Below are 21,331 nucleotides of genomic sequence, written 5' to 3'. Positions count from 1 at the left end.
GATCGACGATGACGCTAAATCGACCGCATCCGGCATTCGCATAGTTCTGCCGCGTGAGGCTCGTGTCCGGATGTATCCGGACCTGGGAGCTGTCCGTGGATACGGACGCACGGCCCTTTTCGGGTCAAGACCGGCAATCGAAACCGCCACTTTGCCTAGAGGGCCGTTGCACGGCACTTCTGCAAGTTCCGAATCTCACGTAAGCTTATCGCGCTTTCGCTGTCGCAGATGCCTGGAGCAGAGCCGAATTGGTCCCCGATCATTTCTCGACAATCGACCAAATGGAGATGCGCGCCGCCTTGTGGGCTCGATCTCGAGGGGCACTCATATGATATATTTTGCCGTTGGACTGGCATTGCTGGGAACTGCCATCGGGCTGGTGTTCCGATGGAAAGTGCTTTTGCCCATCATCATCCTCGTACCTTTCGCGGCGGTCGTCTTCTCGGTCGCTCGAGGAGCAAGTCTTGAAACTACGGTGATAATTGTCCTCGCCGCGGAAGCCATCCTCCAGGGCGGCTATTTCTTGGGTTTGCTGATCCGCTTTCTTGCCACCGCCGTCAAACGACTGGTCCGCCCTTCAAGCTTGATCGAGAGGGGTCGTGTTCCCGAGACCCGCGATAATGACCGCCACCCCGCTCCGCCCACACAGCCGGGATCATCGACGCTCAGCTAGAGGTGATCGAGCCAATTTCGCAAAGACGCTTTTGGCGACGACAGTTATTTCCAGGCGTAGAGCTTGAACTCCGGTAAATCGCCCTCTCCCGGCTTTCTCAGCACCCAGAGATTATAAGCCGCGAGGTCTCTCAGGCCTATGGCATGCATCGTGCTGTCGTACAGGTATGAGATCATGTAGAAAGGCAGAAAGAATTCAAGATAGGAGCTGCTGTTGTAGCCTGGCAGATGGTAGACGGCCTTAAAGCCGGAGGCCTGCACCATCTTGCGAAAAGCGGAATAGTTCGTCCTGTCATAGTGCGCGACAAAGCCGAGATGCTCGGCGGTCTCGCCCATCGCCGTCGCCAGCAATCTTTTCGAGGCCGATTTGGGCAGCATCCTGTTGGCGACGGCAAACGGCGCATACCGTCCCGGAAACTGGGCGATCAAATATCCACCGGGCCGCAAGACATCGAACGCATTGTTGAGAAATCGTTGATTGTCGCTGAAGTGCTCGATGCCCGAGCTGATCATGACAAGGTCGACACTGCCTGGGGGGATCGGGATCTGCGCGACGGCATCGCATTCAATCTTCTCATCGAGCAGCGGGTTGTCCGCCATTTCGGCGCCGTCGATGTCCACCCCGATGAGCTTGATGCTGTACCAGGTCTTGTAATGTTTCGGAAAATGCCACTGTTGTCCCGCCCCGACATCGAGCACGATTTTGGTATCTGGATGGGACAACAGGATGGCTCCTATCTTATGATAGGCGGCAAAGACATTCGCCTCATGAAAATGGTCGGGAGTGATCGCCCGTGAAACCTTTCGGTTGAGCGCCAAGAACGACCGCAACGGTTCCATTGAAATTCTCCCCGGCAAATGGTCTGGCTCAAGGGGTTGCGCACCAACGGATTGGTAGGCCTCCCCGACGGTCATGCAATCCGATCGCGTTTGCGCAGCCGAGCGAATGGCGGACGCATCTACGAACGAAGGGGATGACTCGGTGCTGATGAAGGCATTATCAACCGACCAGAAACGCCCCGCATCTCAATCATTTCAGGATCATTTTGTGCCTCTGCAGCATCGCTTTTGGCGCGGTCCGGCCCGAACCCAGGTTCCGAACCCAGACGCTGATGCGGTGGCGAGAATTGGGGGACGAAGTCAGGACAAAGCAACAGCCGGAAGGCTCAAGGGAACAAGCGTCCTAAAACCATCACAGAATCATCATCAGAAATTCTTATCCTTCCAATCATCAATCTCGATTTCCCCTGATGGCGCAAGCTCCTTAGAGTGCGCCCACCCAAGCCAGGGAAACCATCTACAGCACGGCAGGAGGCAACCATGGACGACGTCAGCAAGTGCCCGTTTTCGGGCGGCTCGAAGGGATTCACCAACAAGGAATGGTGGCCGAACCAGCTCGACCTCTCAGTCCTGCATCAGCATTCGAACCTCTCCAACCCGCTGGGCGAGGCGTTCGACTATGCCAAGGAGTTCAAGAGCCTCGACCTCGATGCCGTGATCAAGGACCTCAAGGCCCTGATGACGGATTCGCAAGCGTGGTGGCCGGCCGACTTCGGTCATTACGGGCCGCTGTTCATCCGCATGGCGTGGCACGCAGCCGGCACCTATCGCATCGGCGATGGTCGCGGCGGCGGCGGACGCGGGCAGCAGCGCTTTGCCCCGCTCAACAGCTGGCCTGACAACGCCAACCTCGACAAGGCGCGCCGTCTGCTTTGGCCGATCAAGCAGAAATACGGCCAGAAGATCTCCTGGGCCGACCTCTTCATCCTCACAGGCAACGTCGCGCTGGAGTCGATGGGCTTCAAGACCTTCGGCTTCGGCGGCGGTCGTCCCGACACTTGGGAGCCCGACGAGGACATCTATTGGGGGCCGGAAGGCAAATGGCTCGCGGACGAGCGCTACAGTGGCGATCGTGAGCTCGCCGGCAATCTCGGCGCGGTCCAGATGGGCCTGATCTACGTCAACCCGGAAGGGCCGAACGGCAACCCCGATCCGCTCGCGGCCGCGCGCGACATCCGCGAGACGTTCGCCCGCATGGCCATGAACGACGAAGAGACGGTGGCGCTGATCGCGGGCGGCCATACCTTCGGCAAGACCCACGGCGCCGGCGATGCCACGCTGGTCGGCGCGGAGCCGGAAGGTGCAGACATGGCCGAACAGGGCCTCGGCTGGGCCAGCAAATATGCTTCGGGCAAGGCCGGTGACACCATCACGTCAGGTCTCGAAGTGATCTGGACCACGACGCCCACGAAGTGGAGCAACAACTTCTTCTGGAACCTGTTCGGCTATGAATGGGAGCTGACCAAGAGCCCGGCCGGCGCGCACCAGTGGAAGCCCAAGCACGGCGCCGGCGCCGGCACTGTGCCGGACGCGCACGATCCGTCGAAGCGTCACACGCCGTCGATGCTGACCACCGATCTCGCGCTGCGCTTCGATCCGGCCTACGAGAAGATCTCGCGCCGCTTCTACGAGAACCCGGATCAGTTCGCCGATGCCTTCGCCCGCGCCTGGTTCAAGCTGACCCATCGCGACATGGGCCCGAAGGTGCGCTACCTCGGCGCGCTGGTGCCGAAGGAAGACCTGGTCTGGCAGGATCCGCTGCCGGCCGTCGATCACGCGCTGATCGACGAGAACGATGTCGCGGCGCTCAAGGCCAAGATCCTGGCCTCGGGTCTTTCGATCTCGCAGCTGGTCTCGGCGGCCTGGGCGTCGGCGTCGACCTTCCGCGGCTCCGACAAGCGTGGCGGCGCCAATGGCGCGCGCGTTCGCCTCGCGCCGCAAAAGGACTGGGCCGTCAACCAGCCGGCGGAGCTTGCAAAGGTGCTGAAGGGCCTTGAAGGCATCGCTGCGGACTTCAACGCGACGGCAGCCGGCGGCAAGAAGGTCTCGATCGCGGACCTGATCGTGCTCGGCGGCAATGCCGCGGTGGAAGCGGCGGCCAAGAAGGCCGGTGTGGACGTAAAGGTGCCGTTCGCACCGGGGCGCTCCGATGCTTCCGAGGCCCAGACCGACGTTGAGTCCTTTGCGGTGCTGGAGCCAAGGGCAGACGGCTTCCGCAACTATCTGGCCGGCACGCAGTGGCTGTCCGGTGAGGAATTGCTGGTCGACAAAGCACAGCTCCTGACCCTGACGGCGCCAGAAATGACGGCACTGGTCGGCGGCATGCGCATGCTCGGCACCAATGCCGATGGCTCCAAGCACGGCGTGTTCACCAAGCAGACGGAGACGCTCAGTAACGACTTCTTCGTCAACCTGCTTGACATGAGCACCGCCTGGCAACCGGTCGATCAGGGCGAGCACACCTTCGAAGGCCGTGATCGCAGCACCGGCGCAGTGAAGTGGACTGCGACCCGCGCCGACCTGATCTTCGGCTCCCACTCGCAGCTGCGTGCGCTTGCCGAGGTCTATGCGAGCTCGGACGCCAAGGCGAAGTTCGTGAAGGACTTCGTCGCGGCCTGGACCAAGGTGATGAACCTCGACCGCTTCGACCTGAAGGCGTAAGAGTCGCCGTTAACGGCCAATCGACCGCACTGAACGAGAGCGGCGCTTCGGAAACGAGGCGCCGCTCTCTTGCAACGACTCCACGGCATCATGGCTGGATATCATCAAGCCGCTCCAGGAATTTCCGCTTAGTATTGTGTCTTGCACGGATATCGGCAATCCGACGCACGAATTCGGCCGTCGTTCCTTGCTCGCCCGCGAGCGCCTTGAAATCGGATAACAAGGCAGCCGCATTGTCGTAACCGGATGCATTGCGCCGCTCGACCTCCGTTTCGATCTCACGCCAGACCGCTTCTCCGCGCTGCTTGAGCGCCTTGAGCCGAACCTCACGCGCCTTTTTGTCGTGCTCGGCTTGGCGCCGTCTCTCAGCCTCCTGGCGTTCGGCATCCGCGCGCTCGCGAGCCGCAGCAACCTGTTGCCGGCGCGCCCGCAAGTCTCCCGCGGTTCGCTGCGTAACGCAGGCCGCGTCCTTCTGGCGAAATCGGCGCTTCAGCTCCGATGCAACATGTGCATCACCGTCAACGACGCGCAACAGGAGCTGGATCTTCTCATGTTCGGAAATGGTGCCGATGGCGTCGCGCAACTCATCTTGCGACTGCCCTGCCGCTGCAGCATTCTCAGCCGCCGCCTGCAACAGATCCGGGTCGATCAGGAGAAATTCGCCCAGGCTCTCAAGGGCACCACTGAGCGGGCCAATTCCTGGCAGGGGCTCCAACTCCTCATTGGAGATCAGCTCCTCCTCAACGGCCGTCAGCCAGATGAGATAAAACAACCTGAGGTCACCGCAAAGCAGGTCAGCGCGGAGTGGCGCGAGCTTCGCCATCCAATGCGAACCATCGTCCCACTCGTCGATGTCGAGCTCGTAACGGCTGATATCGACGATGACATTGTCGCCGGAGACCGACATTGCGACCCAATCGATATCGCTCAGAAAGGGTTCGGCATCCGAAGGATCCAACGCCGGCCTCGGCACACGAATCATGAGGCGCCGCGCGCCCCAATTGGCGACATAGACATGGAGATCGAACCACGCCTCCATGAACTTGTGCGGATCGCCTTTGAGATCGCCCCATTCATAATGGTTCGTGAAGCTCGTCGCGGTGATCTCCGCGCGCGAGGATATCGAGCGCAGCTTTTCCTGCACGCCAGCATCGAGGCTATGGTCGATCGCCAGAAATTCGTAATATTGATATTCGCTCATGATGATGAGGCAGGCTGCCGGTCACGGCGGACATCACATGGTTAGCCCGCCGCCAATCATAGTCCAGCCCTTGCCATCCGCCGTTCGTTTCTCATCCACAGCAATCACCTGAGCTCACCGCTCCGCAGCCGAGCCGCCGCCGTCGATCTGGCGGCCCATCAGCGCGATTGCCTTCTGATAGACACCCGCGGCGTTCCAGGCTTCGATCGCGGCAAAGTTCGGCTCGCCCGGCTGATAGCCGGCGCCGGCGCGCCAGCCGTTGGCATGCAGGAAGTTCGCCGTGGACATCAACGCATTGGCAGCGTTGTCGAGATTGCCGGTGCCGTAGTTCAAGATCGTCTTCGGCATGAACTGGGTCTGCCCGACCTCGCCATGCATCGAGCCGCGCTGCGACGGCGACAGCTGGCCGCGATCGATCAGCTTGAGCGCCGCATAGAGCTGATCGGTGAAGAATTCCGGACGCCGGCAGTCATAGGCCAACGTCGCGATCGAGGACAGCATGTGCTGATTGCCGCGCTGGCTGCCGAACGCCGTCTCCATGCCCCAGATCGCGATCAAGGGGCCAGGCGGCACGCCATAGCGCTGCTCGATCGAGGCGAATAGTGCCGCGTGCGACTGCTTCATCGCGCGGCCGCGCGCGACGATGCCGGCGGCACCGCGCTTGGCCAGGAACTGATCGAGCGACAGGCCGAAGCTGCGCTGGCTGCGATCGGCGGCGATGGTGGCGGATGCGTAGTTGGTCTGCATCAGCGCGCCGATCGCGCTCGCCCCAATGCCCTTGGCACGGGCCTCCTCGCCGAACTGTTGCTTCCAGGTTTCGAAGCCGCCCGGCCCATTGCCGCACTGCGCGGCATCGGCCCGCACCGCCACGCCTGCCACAAGCACCAAAGCCAGCACGGCCGCCTTCGCAACATCTCCGCCCTTGGTCATCCGGCTATCTCCCTCGGCCAACCTGCGGTCTTCCCGCGGAAGGAAGCTCTTAGCACCGGGCGGCGCGCGATCCTACCCTCCAGAGCCGCACAACGGCCGAGTTCAAACCGCCACCGGCTTCTTGCGTTCCCGGCCCTCGGCGAGATTGCGCACCACCACGTAGAAGATCGGCGTGAACATGAGACCGAACAGCGTGACGCCGAGCATGCCGAAGAACACGGCGACGCCGACCGCCTGGCGCATCTCCGAGCCGGAGCCCGTCGAGATCACCAGCGGCAGCACGCCGAGAATGAACGCGAAGGAGGTCATCAAGATCGGCCGCAGTCGCAGCCGGCAGGCCTCGATCACGGCATCGAGCCGCTCGCGGCCTTCGTTCTCGATGTCGCGCGCGAACTCGACGATCAGGATGGCATTCTTGGCGGCAAGCCCGACCAGCACCACGAAGCCGATCTGGGTCAGGATATTGATGTCCTGGCCCATGATGCGGACGCCGATCGTTGCGGCCAACAGGCACATCGGCACGATCAGGATCACGGCAAACGGCAGGGTCCAACTGCCATATTGCGCGGCCAGCACCAGATAGACGAACAGCACGCAGATCGGAAACACATAGAGACCGGCGCTGGCGCCGTTCACCTGCTGAAACGACAGGTCGGTCCACTCGTAGCCGAAGCCGCTCGGCAGCGTCTCATCGGCCAGCCGCTTCATGATGTTGATCGCCGTCGCCGAGCTCACGCCGGGCAAGGTATCGCCCTGCACCTCCGATGACGGATAGAGATTGTAGCGGGCGACGCGATCGGGACCTGCGACATCCTTGAAATCGACCACGCTGCCGAGCATGACCATGTCGCCGGCCGCGTTGCGCGTGCGCAGCCGTGCCAGATCCGCGGTCTCCTTGCGGAACGGCAGGTCGGCTTGCGCGGTGACGTGATAGGTGCGGCCGAACAGGTTGAAGTCGTTGACATAGGTCGAGCCGAAATAGGTCTCGATCGTATCGGTGATGTTGGCGATCGGCACGCCGAGCTTCTCGGCCTTGACCCGATCGATGTCGACGAACACTTGCGGGGTGTTGGCGCTGTAGGGCGAGAACACTGCGGTCAATCCCGGCGCCTTGCGCGCCGCCCCCACCAGCTCGTCCGTCGCTGCGGCGAGCAGCTCGCTGCCGCGTCCCTGCCGGTCCTGGATGCGCATGGTGAAGCCGCCGCCGGTGCCGATGCCCGGCACCGCGGGCGGCGGGATCACGATGATGAACGCGCCTTCGATCCCCGCAAGGCGCTTGCGCAGCTCGGCTGTGATCGCAGTGGCGGTCAGCCCCTTCTTGGCACGGACCTCTGGCTCGTCGAACACGGGAAACAGTGCCGCAGAGTTGCTCGCCTGCGTGCGCGTGGCCCCCGATAGACCCGCCAGCGCCGGAACCCGCACCACGCCCGGCGTGGCCAAAGCGATGTTCTCGATCTTGCGCACGATTTCGGTGGTGCGCGCCAGCGAGGCTGCGCCGGGCAATTGCACGGACACGATGACGTAGCCGCGATCCTGCGCCGGAATGAAGCCTTGCGGCGTGGTCGCAAGCAGCCATCCGGCACTGCCGATCAGCAGCGCATAGACCAGCAGCATCACCACCGAATGCCGGATGACGAAGCCCGCGACGCGTGCATAGCCCTGCGACAGACGATCGAAGATTCGGTTGAACAGACCGGTGAAGGCGTCCCAGCCCCGAGCGATCAGATTCCAGCGCGCCGGCGGCCGTCGCTCACCATGCGGCTGCAGGATCTGCGACGCCAACGCCGGCGACAGCGTCAGCGAGCAGAAGCAGGAGATCGCGGTCGCGACCGCGATGGTGACGGCGAATTGCTGGAAGAACTGTCCCGAAATGCCGCCGAGGAACGCGGTCGGCACGAACACCGCGCAGAGCACGAGCGCGATCGAGACCAGCGCGCCGCCGACCTCCTCCATCGTCTTGAGCGCCGCATCCCGCCTGCTCAGGCCATGCTCGAGATGGCGTTCGACATTTTCGACCACCACGATCGCATCGTCCACCACGATGCCGACCGCCAGCACCAGGCCGAACAGAGTGAGATTGTTGATCGAGAAGCCCAGGGCCGCCATCACGGCGAAAGTGCCGACCAGCGACACCGGGATCGCAACGATCGGAATGATCGCCGGCCGCCAGCCCTGCAGGAACACCAGCACCACGATGACGACCAGCGCCATCGCCTCATAGATGGTCTTCACCAGTTCGCTGACGGACTGAGCGATGAACTCGGTCGGGTTGTATCCGATGTTGTAGTCGAGGCCCTTCGGGAAATTGGCCTTCAGGCCCACCATCGTATCGGAGATGCGCTTGGCGGTGGCGAGCGCATTCGAGCCCGGACGCTGAAACACCAGCAGCGCCACCGCGGACTTCCTGAGCAGGAAGCCGTTGGTGGAGAAGTCCAGCGCCCCGAGCTCGATCCTGGCCACGTCGCGCAGGCGCACGGTGCGTCCGTCGGCGCCGGCCTTGACGACGATGTCCTCGAATTGCTGGGGCTCCTTGAGCCGGCCGGTGAACGTCAGGTTCGGCTGGAAGGCGCGGTCGGCGATCGGCGGCGAGGCGATCTGCCCACCTGTGATCTGCAGGTTCTGAGCCCGGACCGCCGCGACCACCTCGCCTGCCGTCATGCCGAGATTGGCGATCTTGTCGGGATCGAGCCACAGCCGCATCGAATAGTCGCGCGCGCCGAAGATCGTGATGTCGCCGACGCCGTCGAGGCGGAGCAACTGGTCGCGAACCTGCAGCAGCGCGTAGTTCGAAATGTAGGTCTGGTCGAACGTGTCGTCCGGCGACAGCATGAACACGACCATCATCAGGTCGGGGCTGTTCTTGCGCGTGACGACACCGTTGCGCTGCACCTCCTCCGGTAGCCGCGGCTGCGCGATCGCGACGCGGTTCTGCACCAGCACCTGGGCCTTATCGAGATCAGTGCCGAGCTTGAAGGTGACGGTGATGTTCAACTGGCCGTTCGAGGTCGCCTGGCTGTAGAGATACAGCATGTCGTCGACGCCGTTGATCTCCTGCTCGATCGGCGCCGCCACCGTGTCGGAGACGGTCTGCGCGGAGGCGCCGGGATATTGCGTGGTGACGACGACGGTCGGCGGCACAACTTGCGGATATTCCGAGACCGGCAAGGTCGGATAGGCGATCGCACCTACGATCAGGAGCACGATCGACAGCACCATCGCCAGGATGGGCTGGTTGATGGAGAGCCGCCCGAGATTCATGAGTTTGCGCCTATGACTTGTCGCCGTTACGTGCCGCTCGCAGCCGGATGCGGCGCCACCTTGGCACCCACCCGCGCGCGCTGGATGCCGTCGATGATGACGCGATCCTCCGCCTTCAGCCCTTCGCGGATCACGCGCAGGCCATCATCCAGTGGCCCGAGCACGACTGCGCGAGCCTCGACGGTGTCATCGGCCTTGACCACAAAGACGATCTTGCGCGATTGGTCGGTAGCGACAGCGGTGTCCGGAATCAGCAGCGCCTCATAAGGCAAGGAGCCGATCAGGCGAACGCGGCCGAACTGCCCGGGCAGAATCGAGAGGTCCTTGTTCTGGATCACGGCGCGGCTGCGCAGCGTGCCGGTCGAGACGTCAAGCCGGTTGTCGAGGAAGTTGACGGTGCCGTCATGTGACGGCTTGGTCTCGCCAGTCAGCGTGACCTGCACCGGGTTCGGCGTGTCGCGCGAACTCGGACGCTTGCCCTCGAACCACAGCCGCGAATTCTTCTGGTAGGTCGTCTCGTCCATGTCGAAATAGATGTAGATCGGGTCGAGCGTGACGATCGAGGTCAGCAGCGTCGAGGTGCCGGTGTCGCTGCCCTGCACGAGATTGCCGGCGCTGACCAGGTGCCGGCTGACGCGGCCGGTGATCGGCGCCAGCACGTGGGTGAATTCGACGTTCAGCTTGGCCCCTTTCATCACGCCCTCGACCTGGGTCTCGGCGGCCTGCGCCGATTGCAGCGCCTGACGGCGCTGGTCAACCACGGAATCGGAGACCGCCTGGGTCTGGTTGAGCGTCGTTGCACGGTCAAATTCGCGCCGCGCCAGCTCGGTCTTGGCCTTGGCGTCCGCGAGCTGGCCTTCGGCCTGCTCGGCCACCGCCTCGAACGGCCTGGAATCGATCACATAGAGCAGATCGCCGGCGTGGACGATCGCGCCGTCCTGGAACTCGACCGAGGTGACGTAGCCGCCGACGCGGGCGCGCACCTGCACCTCCTCCATCGCGTCGAAGCGGCCCGTGAACTCGTCCCAATCGGTGACGGTACGCTTGACCGGCTGGGCCACGGTGACGGGCGGAGCAGCGGCCGCCTGCGGCTGCGGCTTCTGTTCCCCGCAGCCCACCAAAGCGGCTGCAAGGCTGAGGGTTAAGATGTTGAGCGTCCTCTTAAATCCAGCAGAACTGTCGGTTCGCTGTGGCGCGGCAGACAACGAGCAGCTGATACACATCGACGCACATTCCCCCGGAATCTTACGGGGAGCATAACACGCCATCACGCATCCGGCGCTCAAAATCGACCGCACCCTGCCCGATCGGGCGGGTTGGAGGATGCGCATCATCTCTCCGGCCGGGTTCCATCCGCCGCGGCGGGCCCGATGTCATCAGGTCATCATCATTCCAGGCTCGGCAGGTCGAGATAGTTTCACACGCGTTCGCGCGGTTCGCCCCGCCGAGCAGCTGGTCCTGCGCCTTGATCAGCTCGATCGACTGTCGGAGGCCCTCCCGGCCTGCCCTCCTTGTCCCGCCGCACCGTGCTAGGATCGGTGCAGCGCGGACCTTCGTAGGGCATCATGATGACTGACGCGGCACGGCCTCCATCACGCCGCCTGACGGGTCGGTGCCTCTGCGGCACTGTTTGCTATCAGGTCGCGGACGCCTTCGAATATGCCATGAACTGTCATTGCAACGACTGTCGGCGGGCCACGGGATCAGCGTTCAAGCCCTTTGCCGGCATCCGGCGCGAACATCTCGCGATCGCGGCAGGGGGCGACGCCACCTTGATCTACGGCGACGCCTCCGCCGCGCACGACGTACACTGCCGGCACTGCGGATCCCTGCTCTTCTCCGTCGTCCGCGAAGGCGCCTATGCCCATGTCACCATGGGCACGCTGGTCGATGCCCCGAGCATCCGTCCGTCGATGCACCTGTTCGTCGCTTCAAAGGCGCCATGGCACGACATCACGGACGACCTGCCCCAACACGCACGCTTTCCGGGAGAATGACCACCCGCAGGCTATTGCATCACGCGCTCAGACTCGGCAGATCGAGCTCATTCTCGCGCGCACATGCGATCGCCTCGTCGTAGCCTGCGTCGGCATGACGCATGACGCCGCTGGCCGGATCGTTCCAGAGCACGCGCTCCAGCCGTCGCTTGGCATCTGGCGTGCCATCAGCCACGATCACCATGCCGGCATGCTGCGAATAGCCGATGCCCACGCCGCCGCCATGATGCAGCGACACCCAGGTCGCCCCGCTTGCGCAGTTCAGGAGCGCGTTGAGTAGCGGCCAGTCGGATACCGCATCCGAGCCGTCGCGCATCGCCTCGGTCTCACGGTTCGGGCTCGCGACCGAGCCGCTATCGAGATGATCGCGGCCGATCACGATCGGCGCTTTCAACTCCCCGCGCGCCACCATCTCGTTGAAGGCGACACCCAGACGATGGCGATCGCCGAGCCCGACCCAGCAGATCCGCGCCGGCAGGCCCTGGAACTTGATGCGTGACTTCGCCATGTCGAGCCAATTGTGCAGGTGCTTGTTGTCGGGCAACAGCTCCTTGACCTTGGCGTCCGTCTTGAAGATGTCCTCGGGATCGCCCGAGAGCGCGGCCCAGCGGAACGGACCGATGCCGCGGCAGAACAGCGGCCTGATATAGGCCGGGACGAAGCCGGGAAAATCGAACGCGTTGGCGAGGCCCATATCCTTGGCCATCTGGCGGATGTTGTTGCCATAGTCGAGCGTCGGCACGCCGCTGCTGTGAAAGTCCAGCATCGCCTGGACGTGGCCGACCATCGACGTCTTTGCCGCCATTTCGACCGCCTTGGGATCGGCCGCGCGCTTCGCCTCCCACTCCGCGAGCGTCCAGCCCTTCGGCAGATAGCCGTTGATCGGATCATGTGCGCTGGTCTGGTCGGTGACGACGTCCGGTCGCACGCCGCGACGCACGAGTTCGGGGAAGATCTCCGCGGCGTTGCCGAGCAGGCCGACCGAAACCGGCTTCTTGGTCTTTGCAGCCTCGGCCATCAGCGCCAGCGCCTCATCGAGCGTGGCCGCCCGGCGGTCGAGATAGCCGGTGCGCAGCCGCATCTCGATGCGGCTCGGCTGGCATTCGACCGCCAGCATCGAGGCGCCCGCCATGGTCGCGGCGAGCGGCTGCGCGCCACCCATGCCGCCGAGGCCGGCCGTGAGAATCCACTTGCCCGCGAGATCGCCGCCATAGTGCCGGCGGCCGACCTCGACGAAGGTCTCGTAGGTGCCCTGCACGATGCCCTGGCTGCCGATATAGATCCAGGAGCCGGCGGTCATCTGGCCGTACATCATCAGGCCAAGCTTATCGAGCGCGTTGAAATGATCGAGCGTCGCCCAATGCGGCACGATGTTCGAATTCGCGATCAGCACGCGCGGTGCGTCCGGATGGGTGCGGAAGATGCCGACCGGCTTGCCTGACTGCACCACCAGCGTCTGGTCGGCCTCGAGCCTCCGCAAGGAAGCAACGATGCGGTCAAAACTCTCCCAGTCGCGCGCGGCGCGGCCGATGCCGCCATAGACGATCAACTCGCTCGGCTTCTCGGCGACATCAGGATCGAGATTGTTCATGAGCATGCGCAGCGGCGCTTCAGTCAGCCAGCTCTTGGCGCTGATCTCGCTGCCAACAGGTGCGCGGATCACCCGCTCATTGTCGAGGCGTCGGTTCATGACAAAAAGTCCCTCTCATCAAAGCTTGGGGAACGGGTCGCGGCCGAGCGCGCGGGCCACGGCAGCCGGTAAGGCACAGCTTGCGACCAGTGCGCCGGCCTTGGCGATATCGTCGGCCATGTAGCGGTCGGTGCCGAGCGGCGGCACCTCGGCACGCAAGGCAGCAATGACGGCGCCCAGCGCAGCGCTCGTTGCATGCGGCGCGCGCAGCTCGATTCCTTGGGCCGCGACCAGAAGCTCGATGCCGAGGATCTGCGCGAGATTGTCGCACATGTCGAGCAATCGTCGCGCGGCATGCGCGGCCATCGAGACGTGGTCTTCCTGGTTGGCACTGGTCGGCGTGGAATCGATCGAGCACGGCAGCGCGCGCTGCTTGTTCTCGGCGAACAGAGCCGCCGCTGTGACCTCCGCGATCATGAAACCGGAATTGAGCCCGGGCTCAGGGGTGAGGAACGGCGGCAGGCCGAAATTGAGCGCAGGGTCTACCAGCGTCGCGATCCGGCGCTCGCTGATGGCGCCGATCTCGGACAGGGCGAGGGCGATCTGATCCGCGGCAAAGGCCACCGGTTCGGCGTGAAAATTGCCGCCTGAGACGATCTCGCCGGTGTCGACCAGCACCAGTGGATTGTCGGTGACGGCATTGGCCTCACATACAAGCGTGCGCGCGGCCTGCGCAAAGACGTCGAGTGCGGCGCCGGTCACCTGCGGCTGACAGCGCAGGCAATACGGATCCTGCACCCGCTCGTCGCCCTCGAGATGCGACATGCGGATGGCGCTGCCGTTCAACAGCTCTGTCAGGATCGCACCCGCGGCGATCTGCCCGGCATGACCGCGCAGTGCCTGGATCTCGGGCCGGAATGGCGCGGTCGAGGCCATCGCCGCATCGACTGACAGCGCGCCCGTAACCAGTGCCGTGCACCCGAGATCATGCGCGCGGATGAGGCCTGCGATCGCATAGGCGGTCGAGAACTGGGTGCCGTTGATCAGCGCCAGCCCCTCCTTCGGTCCGAGCGTCACAGGTGCAAGGCCCGCTATCGCCAGCGCCTCCTGTCCGGGCAGCAGCCGGCCCTCAACAAAGGCTTGGCCCTCGCCGATCATCACGGCCGCCATGTGCGCAAGCGGCGCGAGATCGCCGGAGGCGCCGACCGAACCCTGCTGCGGCACCAGCGGATAGACATCTCGCGCCAGCATCGCCTGCAATTGTTCGATGATCGCCCGACGCACGCCAGAGGCGCCGCGGCCGAGCGAGACGATCTTCAGCGCCATCATCAGCCGCACGATCGGCTCCGGTGTCGGTGCGCCGACGCCACAGCAATGCGACAGGATCAGGTTGCGCTGGAGAGCCGTGGTCTGCTCCGGCGGAATCCGCTTGGACGCCAGCTTGCCGAAACCCGTATTGATTCCGTAGACGGGCTCACGGCCCTGCGCGGCCTTGGTCACGATCGCGGCCGCTGCGTCGACAGCCGGCCAAGATGACGGGTCAAGCTCGATGCTCGCACCAGCGACGAGCACCGGCACGAGCTCACTGAAGCTGACGCGGCCCGGCGTCACGAGGATGGCTGTCATTGCCCTCTCCACACCCGGCGCTGCAGCGGATTGAAGCCGACGCGATAGACCAGCTCGGCGGGACGGCCGATGTCCCAGATCGCGAGATCGCACCACTTGCCGGCTTCGAGCGTCCCGGTTTCATCGAGCAGGCCGAGCGCGCGCGCGCCTTCCCGCGTCACGCCGGCCAGGCATTCGTCGACCGTCATCCGGAACAAGGTCGCCGCCATGTTCATAACGAGCAGCAGCGAGGTGAGGGGTGAGGTGCCGGGATTGCAGTCGGTTGCGAGCGCCAGTCGCACGCCGTGCGCACGGAACAGATCGATTGACGGCTTGTGCGTCTCGCGAATGAAGTAGTAGGCACCGGGCAACAGCACGGCCCCCGTGCCGGCCCGCGCCATCGCCGCCGCGCCCTCGGCATCGGTATGTTCGAGATGGTCGGCCGAGAGCGCGCCGAAATCAGCCGCCAGCCTGGCGCCGCCGAGATTGGACAATTGATCCGCGTGCAGTTTGACCGGCAGGCCCAGCGCCTTCGCGGCATGGAAGACGCGCGCGGTCTGTGCGCCGGAAAAGGCGATACCTTCCATGAAGGCGTCGACGGCATCGGCAAGTCCCGCGCTGGCGACCGCAGGCAGCATCTCCTGGCAGACGAGATCAATGTAGCGGTCCTGGTCGCCGCCGGCCTCTGCAGGCAAGGCGTGCGCGCCGAGGAACGTGGTGCGGATCGCAACTGCCCGCTCGTTCGCGAGCGCACGAGCAGCCGCGAGCTGGCGCAGCTCCGTCTCCGTGTTCAGCCCATAACCGGACTTGATCTCGATCGTGGTGACGCCTTCACCGAGCAGCGCATCGAGCCGCGGCAGCGCGGCGGCAATGAGTTCGGCCTCGCTCGCAGCGCGCGTCGCCGCGACGGTGGAGACGATGCCGCCGCCGGCGCGGGCAATCTCCTCATAGCTCGCGCCCTTCAGCCGCAGCTCGAACTCGTGCGCGCGATCGCCGCCGTAGACGAGGTGGGTGTGGCAATCGATGAGGCCCGGCGTGATCCAGCGTCCCTCACAATCGATCCGCTCCAGCGCGTCGGCATCGACCGGGAAATCGGCACGCGCGCCGGCAAAGGCGATGCGCCCCTCACGCGCCGCGATCACCCCGTTCTCGACCAGTCCGAGCCCGGGCAGATCCTCCCGCAAGGTCGCGAGCCGTGCATTGTGCCAGATCCGATCGAAACGCTCGGCCATGCTGCCTCCCGGGATTACGAAAGCTTGACGGGGCCATATGTCTATACATAATCTCGCATCGACCAATCTGTCCAGCGGGCTTCGACAATGGCGTCCTTGCACTTCGCATCCGCACTGCTCCCTTCGGGCTGGGCCGATGACGTGCAGCTGACGGTGACTGATGGTCTCATCATGGGCGTAACGGTTGGCGCGGCGCCGGGCGCCGGTGATGAACGGCACGCGCTGGCGATCCCTGGTATCGCCAGCCTGCACAGCCACGCATTCCAGCGCGGCATGGCGGGATTGGCCGAACTGCGCGGCGAGTCCACCGATACGTTCTGGACCTGGCGTGAGACGATGTATCGCTTCGCGCTCGCGATGACCCCAGACGATGTCGCCGACGTCGCGACGTTGCTCTATGTCGAGATGCTGGAGCGCGGCTTCACCCGCGTCGGCGAATTCCACTATCTGCATCACGACCGCGACGGCAGTCCCTACGCCGACATTGCGGAGATGGCGAGCCGTATTGCCCAGGCTGCCGACGCATCAGGCATTGGGCTCACATTGCTGCCGAGCTTTTATGCGCATGGTGGTTTTGGCGGCGCCGCGCCGCATGAGGGTCAACGGCGCTTCATCTGCAACGTCGATCAGTATGAAAGGCTGCTCACGGCATCGCGCAACGCAATCAGCGCACTGCCGGGCGGCAATATCGGCATTGCGCCGCACAGCCTGCGCGCCGTCTCGCCCGATGAGTTGAAGGCGATCCTCGCTCTCGCCAACGGCGGCCCGGTGCACATCCATGCTGCGGAGCAGGTGAAGGAGGTCGAAGACTGTCTCGCCTGGTCGGGCCAGCGGCCGGTCGGATGGCTACTCGATCATGCCGACATCGACGGGCGCTGGTGCCTGATCCATGCCACCCATATGACGCCTGATGAGACGACCTCGCTCGCCACGCGCGGCGCGGTGGCCGGTCTGTGCCCGGTCACCGAAGCCAGCCTCGGCGACGGCGTCTTCCCGGCGCGGGACTTTCTCGCGGCCGGCGGTCGCTTCGGCATCGGCAGCGACTCCAACGTGCTTGTCGGCATCACCGACGAATTGCGCCAGCTCGAATATGCCCAGCGGCTGACCCATCGCGAACGCAACGTGCTCGCCGGCGGCTCCGCGCGCTCGACCGGCCGTGCCCTGTTCGACCAGGCGCTCGCCGGCGGCGCCCAGGCGCTGGCGCAAACCTGTGTCGGGCTGCAGGTCGGCGCGCGCGCGGACATCGTCACGCTCGACATGACGCATCCCTCGCTCGCCGGGCGTAGTGGCGACGCGATCCTCGACGGCTGGATCTTCGCGACATCGAACGATGCCGTCGACTGCGTCTGGGCCGGCGGCACCAAGCTCGTCGAACACGGGCGCCATCGGCTGCGCGACACGGCACGCGCGGCGTTTAACGCCGCGATCCGGAGGCTCGTCGCATGAGCCTTGCGGAAAGCCGCGGCAGGCCGGAAACGGCGGGCCGGCCGACGTTGTACAAGCAGATCCGGCTCGACATTGAGCGGCGGATCCTGACCGGCGAATGGCCGCCCGGCCACCGCATTCCGTTCGAGCACGAAATCATGGCGCGCTATCGCTGCTCGCGCATGACCGTCAACAAGGCGCTGTCCGAGCTTGCCCAGGCCGACCTGATCGAACGCCGCCGGCGCGCCGGCACCTTCGTGCGCCGGCCGCAATATCTGTCGGCGGTGTTGAAGATCCCCGACATCCGCGCCGAGATCACCGCGCTCGGCCGCGCCTACGGCTATGAGCTGATCAGCCGCGCACGGCGTAGCGCGAATGCAGGCGACCGCGAGCGATTGGGCGTCAAGGGAGCGCGCAAGGTAGTTGCGATCACCTGCCGTCATAGCGCCGATGGCGTGCCGTTCGCGCTCGAGGACCGCTTGATCGATCTTGAAGCGGTGCCCGGCGCGGCAACTGCGGATTTCGCGGCGGATCCGCCGGGCTCGTGGCTGCTGCATCACGTGCCCTGGACCGAGGCCGAGCACGCGATCAGCGCCATCGTCGCTGATATGGCGACGGCAGAGGCGCTCGACATCGCGGCCGGCGCGGCCTGCCTCGTGATCGAGCGCCACACCTGGCGCAAGGCGCGGCCGATCACCGCGGTGCGGCTGATCTATCCCGGCGAATCGCACCGGCTGGTCGCGCGCTTCAAAGGGAGCTGAGATAGAGCGTCATGCACACAAAGCTCCAGCACAAGACTTGCAGGCTCGTTTTGCAGATTGTGCGGCATCCGCCGCACCGAGACGAACGGACAATACACTCAACCAGCAAAGGACGACGATGATGCGCAGCTTCGGGGCCCTCGCGATATCGGCCGCTCTGGCCACCACCCTCCTGGCCTCTGCACCCGCTCATGCCGACGACGTGAAGGTCGGCGTCGGCATTTCCGGATGGACCGGCTTTGCGCCGCTGACGCTGGCGAAGGAGGCCGGCATCTTCAAGAAGAACGGCCTCGACGTCACCTTGAAGAAGATCCCGCAGAAGGATCGCCATCTGGCGATCGCCTCGGGCGACATCCAGTGCGCAGCGACGACCGTCGAGACATGGATTTCCTGGAACGCCAACGGCGTCGCCACCAAGCAGATCTTTCAGCTCGACAAGAGCTACGGCGCCGACGGCATGGCCGTGCGCAACGACATCGCCGCGATCAAGGACCTCAAAGGCAAGCAGGTCGCGGCCTCCGCGCCCGGCACCGCGCCCTATTTCACGCTGGCCTGGATGCTCAAGAAGAACGGCCTTTCGGTCAAAGATGTCACGGTGGTGAACCTGGAGCCCGCAGCAGCGGCGCAGGCCTTCGTGTCCGGCCAGAACGACGCGGCGATGACCTACGAGCCGTATCTGTCGACGGTGCGCGCCGCCCCCGACAAGGGCAAGATCATCGCCACCACGCTCGACTATCCGATGGTCATGGACACGTTCGGCTGCACGCCGAAATTCCTCGCCGAGAATCCGAAGGCGGCGAAGGCGCTGACCGACAGCTATTTCGAGGCGCTCGACATGATCGCCAAGGACCAGGCCAAGGCCTATGAGATCATGGGCGCAGACGTCAAGCAGTCGGCCGAGCAGTTCGGCAACTCGGCGAAATATTTGCGCTGGCAGGACAAGGCCGCCAACCAGAAGTTCTTCGAGACCGAATTCAAGAGCTTCAACAAGGATGCAGCCGATCTCCTGCTCGAGATCGGCATCATCAAGCAGGCGCCTGATCTCAACGACATCTACGACGCGAACTTCATCAAGTAGGACGGGTCGCAACGAGTCCGTAGTCCGTAGGATGGGTAGAGCGAAGCGAAACCCATCGATTCAGCGTTGTAGCGATGGGTTTCGCGAACAGGTCGGGCGACCCGACCCGTTCGCTCTATCCATCCTACACATTGAGAAAGCCCCTCTCTCGTGATCCGTCCTCTCGATCCCGTCAGCACGACCTCCCGCACGGTGCTCGGCCTTGCCTTCTTCGTGCTGTTCGTCCTCGTATGGGCGCTGGCGACGTTCGGCGGCTATGTGCCGAAGACCTTCCTCGCCAATCCCCTGACCATGCTGCACGAGGGCTGGGACCTGCTCGCGAAATATGGCTTCGTGTTCGATATCGGCATGACGATCTGGCGCGTGGTCGGTGGCTTCGTGCTCGCCGCGCTCATCGCCGTCCCGATCGGAGTGCTGATGGGCGCCTACAAGCCGATCGAGGCCTTCCTCGAACCGTTCGTGTCGTTTGCGCGTTATCTGCCGGCGTCCGCCTTCATTCCACTGCTGATCCTGTGGGCTGGGATCGGCGAGTTGCAGAAGCTCCTGATCATCTTCATCGGCTCGGTGTTCCAGATCATCCTGATGATCACGGTGGCAGTCGGAAACACCCGGCGCGATCTGGTCGAAGCCGCCTATACGCTCGGCGCCAGCGACCGCGGCATCATCGGCCGCGTGCTGCTGCCGTCAGCCGCGCCGGAGATCGCCGAAATCCTTCGGCTGGTGCTGGGCTGGGCCTGGACCTATGTGATCGTCGCCGAGCTGATCGGATCATCGTCCGGCATCGGCCACATGATCACCGACAGCCAGGCGCTGCTCAACACCGGCCAGATCATCTTCGGCATCATCGTGATCGGCCTGATCGGGCTGATCTCGGATTTCCTGTTCAAGGCGTTCAATGCCTGGCTGTTCCCGTGGAAGCTCGCATGACGACGCTTCGCATCGCGCAGGTCTCGCGCACCTTCCCGGCCCGCGCCGGTCATGCACCGACCCGCGCGCTGGAGCCGATCGATCTTGCGATCGGCGACAATGATTTCGTCACCATCCTAGGTCCCTCCGGCTGCGGCAAGTCGACGCTGCTGCGCATCGTGGCCGGGCTCGACCGACCGACTTCCGGCCGCGTGCTGCTCGACGACCGTGAGGTAACCGGCCCCGGCGCCGATCGCGGCATGGTGTTCCAGTCCTACACATTGTTTCCCTGGCTGACCGTGCGCGACAATATCGCTTTCGGCCTGCGCGAGCGCGGCGTCTCGGACACCGAGCGCGGCAAGATCGCCGACCGCTTCATCCAGCAGATCGGATTGAGCGGCTTTGCCAATCACTGGCCGAAACAGCTGTCCGGCGGCATGCAGCAGCGCACCGCCATTGCGCGCGCCCTTGCCAACGATCCGAAGATCCTGCTGCTGGACGAGCCGTTCGGCGCACTCGACAACCAGACCCGTGTCTTGATGCAGGAGATGCTGCTCGGCATCTGGGAGCGCGACCGCAAGACGGTGCTGTTCGTGACCCACGACATCGAGGAGGCGATCTTCCTCGGCAGCCGTGTGCTGGTCATGAGCGCGCGGCCCGGGCGGATCAAGGCCGACATCAAGATCGAGCTGCCGCATCCGCGCTCCTACAAGATCAAGACCTCGGCCGAATTCGTTGCCCTCAAGGAACGGTTGGTGGAAGAGATCCGGGCCGAGGCGTTGAAGGTGGTGGCTGAGGCCTGAGCTTCAGCGCACGACGGAACGGCCCGGTGCCGCTGCTTCATGGCAGGTAGCGCTCCGCGGCCGTCATCAAGCGCCGGCCGATCCGCCACCGGTCCAACAGCCTGAGCCAGGGCGCGAGATGGAAGACGCTCATCAGCACGTACATCAGCAACATCGGATTCATCGTCATTCCTTGTCCTGCGGTTGTGCAGAGCGGCTCCGGCGCGCCGGTGCTGAGCACGCCGCTCGCGAGCGCCATGAACGCGAAGGTCGGAGCGGCCGCGAGGCTCAGCCAATCGGCCACGCCGGGAGTTGCTCTGTCTCTTGATGGCGATTGCTTCATCGATCGGCCG

17 protein-coding genes are annotated in these 21,331 nt (G+C 64.3%); 8 read left to right on the top strand and 9 right to left on the bottom strand.

What is annotated here, in order from left to right:
- The first annotated feature begins 328 nt into the window (after positions 1-328).
- Positions 329-673 carry a hypothetical protein gene (locus ACQR1W_RS21220; RefSeq protein WP_434852620.1) on the top strand — a complete coding sequence of 115 codons (345 nt, stop codon included), beginning with the start codon at positions 329-331 and terminating at the stop codon, positions 671-673.
- A gap of 44 nt (positions 674-717) precedes the next feature.
- Here ACQR1W_RS21220 and ACQR1W_RS21215 read toward each other — a convergent pair whose 3' ends face one another.
- Positions 718-1,512, bottom strand: coding sequence for a class I SAM-dependent methyltransferase (locus ACQR1W_RS21215; RefSeq protein ID WP_434852619.1), 795 nt, complete (start codon positions 1,510-1,512; stop codon positions 718-720).
- 480 nt (positions 1,513-1,992) lie between these two features.
- Here ACQR1W_RS21215 and katG point away from each other — a divergent pair, with 480 nt between their 5' ends.
- Positions 1,993-4,173, top strand: coding sequence for a catalase/peroxidase HPI (gene katG, locus ACQR1W_RS21210; protein WP_434852618.1), 2,181 nt, complete (start codon positions 1,993-1,995; stop codon positions 4,171-4,173).
- A gap of 88 nt (positions 4,174-4,261) precedes the next feature.
- On the opposite strand, the gene ACQR1W_RS21205 is transcribed toward katG, so the two are convergent.
- The 4 genes from ACQR1W_RS21205 to ACQR1W_RS21190 form a co-directional block, all read right to left on the bottom strand.
- On the bottom strand, positions 4,262-5,374 hold the full coding sequence (locus ACQR1W_RS21205) for a hypothetical protein (protein WP_434852617.1): 1,113 nt from the start codon (positions 5,372-5,374) through the stop codon (positions 4,262-4,264).
- A 114-nt stretch (positions 5,375-5,488) separates the two neighbouring features.
- Positions 5,489-6,304, bottom strand: coding sequence for a lytic murein transglycosylase (locus tag ACQR1W_RS21200; protein WP_434852616.1), 816 nt, complete (start codon positions 6,302-6,304; stop codon positions 5,489-5,491).
- A 102-nt stretch (positions 6,305-6,406) separates the two neighbouring features.
- Positions 6,407-9,562: an efflux RND transporter permease subunit gene (locus ACQR1W_RS21195; RefSeq protein WP_434852615.1), complete on the bottom strand. Its 3,156-nt coding sequence runs from the start codon at positions 9,560-9,562 to the stop codon at positions 6,407-6,409.
- Between the two features lie 26 nt (positions 9,563-9,588).
- A complete protein-coding gene (locus tag ACQR1W_RS21190; RefSeq protein WP_434852614.1) occupies positions 9,589-10,785 on the bottom strand; it encodes an efflux RND transporter periplasmic adaptor subunit in 1,197 nt (398 codons plus the stop codon).
- A gap of 345 nt (positions 10,786-11,130) precedes the next feature.
- Here ACQR1W_RS21190 and ACQR1W_RS21185 point away from each other — a divergent pair, with 345 nt between their 5' ends.
- Entirely contained in the window at positions 11,131-11,559 is a 429-nt protein-coding gene (locus tag ACQR1W_RS21185) for a GFA family protein (RefSeq protein ID WP_434852613.1), read from the top strand.
- Positions 11,560-11,578: 19 nt separating this feature from the next.
- Here the strand turns inward: ACQR1W_RS21185 and hutU are convergent, their stop codons facing one another.
- Genes hutU through hutI form a run of 3 tightly spaced genes read right to left on the bottom strand, consistent with a single transcriptional unit; the run spans position 11,579 to position 16,026 of the window.
- Entirely contained in the window at positions 11,579-13,249 is a 1,671-nt protein-coding gene (gene hutU, locus ACQR1W_RS21180; RefSeq protein ID WP_434852612.1) for a urocanate hydratase, read from the bottom strand.
- 18 nt (positions 13,250-13,267) lie between these two features.
- Entirely contained in the window at positions 13,268-14,815 is a 1,548-nt protein-coding gene (gene hutH / locus ACQR1W_RS21175) for a histidine ammonia-lyase (protein ID WP_434852611.1), read from the bottom strand.
- Positions 14,812-16,026 carry an imidazolonepropionase gene (gene hutI / locus ACQR1W_RS21170; RefSeq protein WP_434852610.1) on the bottom strand — a complete coding sequence of 405 codons (1,215 nt, stop codon included), beginning with the start codon at positions 16,024-16,026 and terminating at the stop codon, positions 14,812-14,814. Before hutI ends, hutH begins: the two co-directional genes overlap by 4 nt.
- 87 nt (positions 16,027-16,113) lie before the next feature.
- On the opposite strand from hutI, the gene ACQR1W_RS21165 reads away from it, so the two are divergent.
- From ACQR1W_RS21165 to ACQR1W_RS21145, 5 genes are all read left to right on the top strand, one after another.
- Positions 16,114-17,472, top strand: a complete 1,359-nt coding sequence (locus ACQR1W_RS21165; RefSeq protein ID WP_434852609.1) for a formimidoylglutamate deiminase — start codon at positions 16,114-16,116, stop codon at positions 17,470-17,472.
- Positions 17,469-18,212, top strand: coding sequence for a histidine utilization repressor (gene hutC / locus ACQR1W_RS21160; protein WP_434852608.1), 744 nt, complete (start codon positions 17,469-17,471; stop codon positions 18,210-18,212). The genes ACQR1W_RS21165 and hutC overlap by 4 nt, the downstream gene beginning before the upstream one ends.
- Before the next feature lie 121 nt (positions 18,213-18,333).
- Positions 18,334-19,290: an ABC transporter substrate-binding protein gene (locus ACQR1W_RS21155; protein WP_434852607.1), complete on the top strand. Its 957-nt coding sequence runs from the start codon at positions 18,334-18,336 to the stop codon at positions 19,288-19,290.
- Positions 19,291-19,443: 153 nt separating this feature from the next.
- Positions 19,444-20,217 carry an ABC transporter permease gene (locus tag ACQR1W_RS21150; protein WP_434852973.1) on the top strand — a complete coding sequence of 258 codons (774 nt, stop codon included), beginning with the start codon at positions 19,444-19,446 and terminating at the stop codon, positions 20,215-20,217.
- Positions 20,214-20,999, top strand: coding sequence for an ABC transporter ATP-binding protein (locus tag ACQR1W_RS21145; RefSeq protein WP_434852606.1), 786 nt, complete (start codon positions 20,214-20,216; stop codon positions 20,997-20,999). Before ACQR1W_RS21150 ends, ACQR1W_RS21145 begins: the two co-directional genes overlap by 4 nt.
- Before the next feature lie 37 nt (positions 21,000-21,036).
- Here ACQR1W_RS21145 and ACQR1W_RS21140 read toward each other — a convergent pair whose 3' ends face one another.
- Positions 21,037-21,282 (bottom strand): hypothetical protein, encoded by a 246-nt coding sequence (locus tag ACQR1W_RS21140; protein WP_434852605.1) that lies wholly within the window; start codon positions 21,280-21,282, stop codon positions 21,037-21,039.
- Positions 21,283-21,331 lie beyond the last annotated feature (49 nt).

The sequence above is a fragment of the Bradyrhizobium sp. HKCCYLS1011 genome, assembly GCF_051167795.1.
Classification (GTDB): Bacteria; Pseudomonadota; Alphaproteobacteria; order Rhizobiales; family Xanthobacteraceae; genus Bradyrhizobium.
This window is presented reverse-complemented; position numbering and strand designations above follow the sequence as displayed.

Excerpts from the sequence above, each read along its gene's own strand:
- ACQR1W_RS21155 (WP_434852607.1), top strand. The coding sequence starts at position 18,334 with ATGCGCAGCTTCGGGGCCCTCGCGATATCGGCCGCTCTGGCCACCACC.
- ACQR1W_RS21215 (WP_434852619.1), bottom strand. The coding sequence starts at position 1,512 with ATGGAACCGTTGCGGTCGTTCTTGGCGCTCAACCGAAAGGTTTCACGG.
- katG (WP_434852618.1), top strand. The coding sequence starts at position 1,993 with ATGGACGACGTCAGCAAGTGCCCGTTTTCGGGCGGCTCGAAGGGATTC.
- ACQR1W_RS21185 (WP_434852613.1), top strand. The coding sequence starts at position 11,131 with ATGACTGACGCGGCACGGCCTCCATCACGCCGCCTGACGGGTCGGTGC.
- ACQR1W_RS21145 (WP_434852606.1), top strand. The coding sequence starts at position 20,214 with ATGACGACGCTTCGCATCGCGCAGGTCTCGCGCACCTTCCCGGCCCGC.
- hutU (WP_434852612.1), bottom strand. The coding sequence starts at position 13,249 with ATGAACCGACGCCTCGACAATGAGCGGGTGATCCGCGCACCTGTTGGC.
- ACQR1W_RS21190 (WP_434852614.1), bottom strand. The coding sequence starts at position 10,785 with ATGTGTATCAGCTGCTCGTTGTCTGCCGCGCCACAGCGAACCGACAGT.
- hutH (WP_434852611.1), bottom strand. The coding sequence starts at position 14,815 with ATGACAGCCATCCTCGTGACGCCGGGCCGCGTCAGCTTCAGTGAGCTC.
- ACQR1W_RS21205 (WP_434852617.1), bottom strand. The coding sequence starts at position 5,374 with ATGAGCGAATATCAATATTACGAATTTCTGGCGATCGACCATAGCCTC.
- ACQR1W_RS21195 (WP_434852615.1), bottom strand. The coding sequence starts at position 9,562 with ATGAATCTCGGGCGGCTCTCCATCAACCAGCCCATCCTGGCGATGGTG.
- ACQR1W_RS21220 (WP_434852620.1), top strand. The coding sequence starts at position 329 with ATGATATATTTTGCCGTTGGACTGGCATTGCTGGGAACTGCCATCGGG.
- hutC (WP_434852608.1), top strand. The coding sequence starts at position 17,469 with ATGAGCCTTGCGGAAAGCCGCGGCAGGCCGGAAACGGCGGGCCGGCCG.
- ACQR1W_RS21165 (WP_434852609.1), top strand. The coding sequence starts at position 16,114 with ATGGCGTCCTTGCACTTCGCATCCGCACTGCTCCCTTCGGGCTGGGCC.
- hutI (WP_434852610.1), bottom strand. The coding sequence starts at position 16,026 with ATGGCCGAGCGTTTCGATCGGATCTGGCACAATGCACGGCTCGCGACC.
- ACQR1W_RS21200 (WP_434852616.1), bottom strand. The coding sequence starts at position 6,304 with ATGACCAAGGGCGGAGATGTTGCGAAGGCGGCCGTGCTGGCTTTGGTG.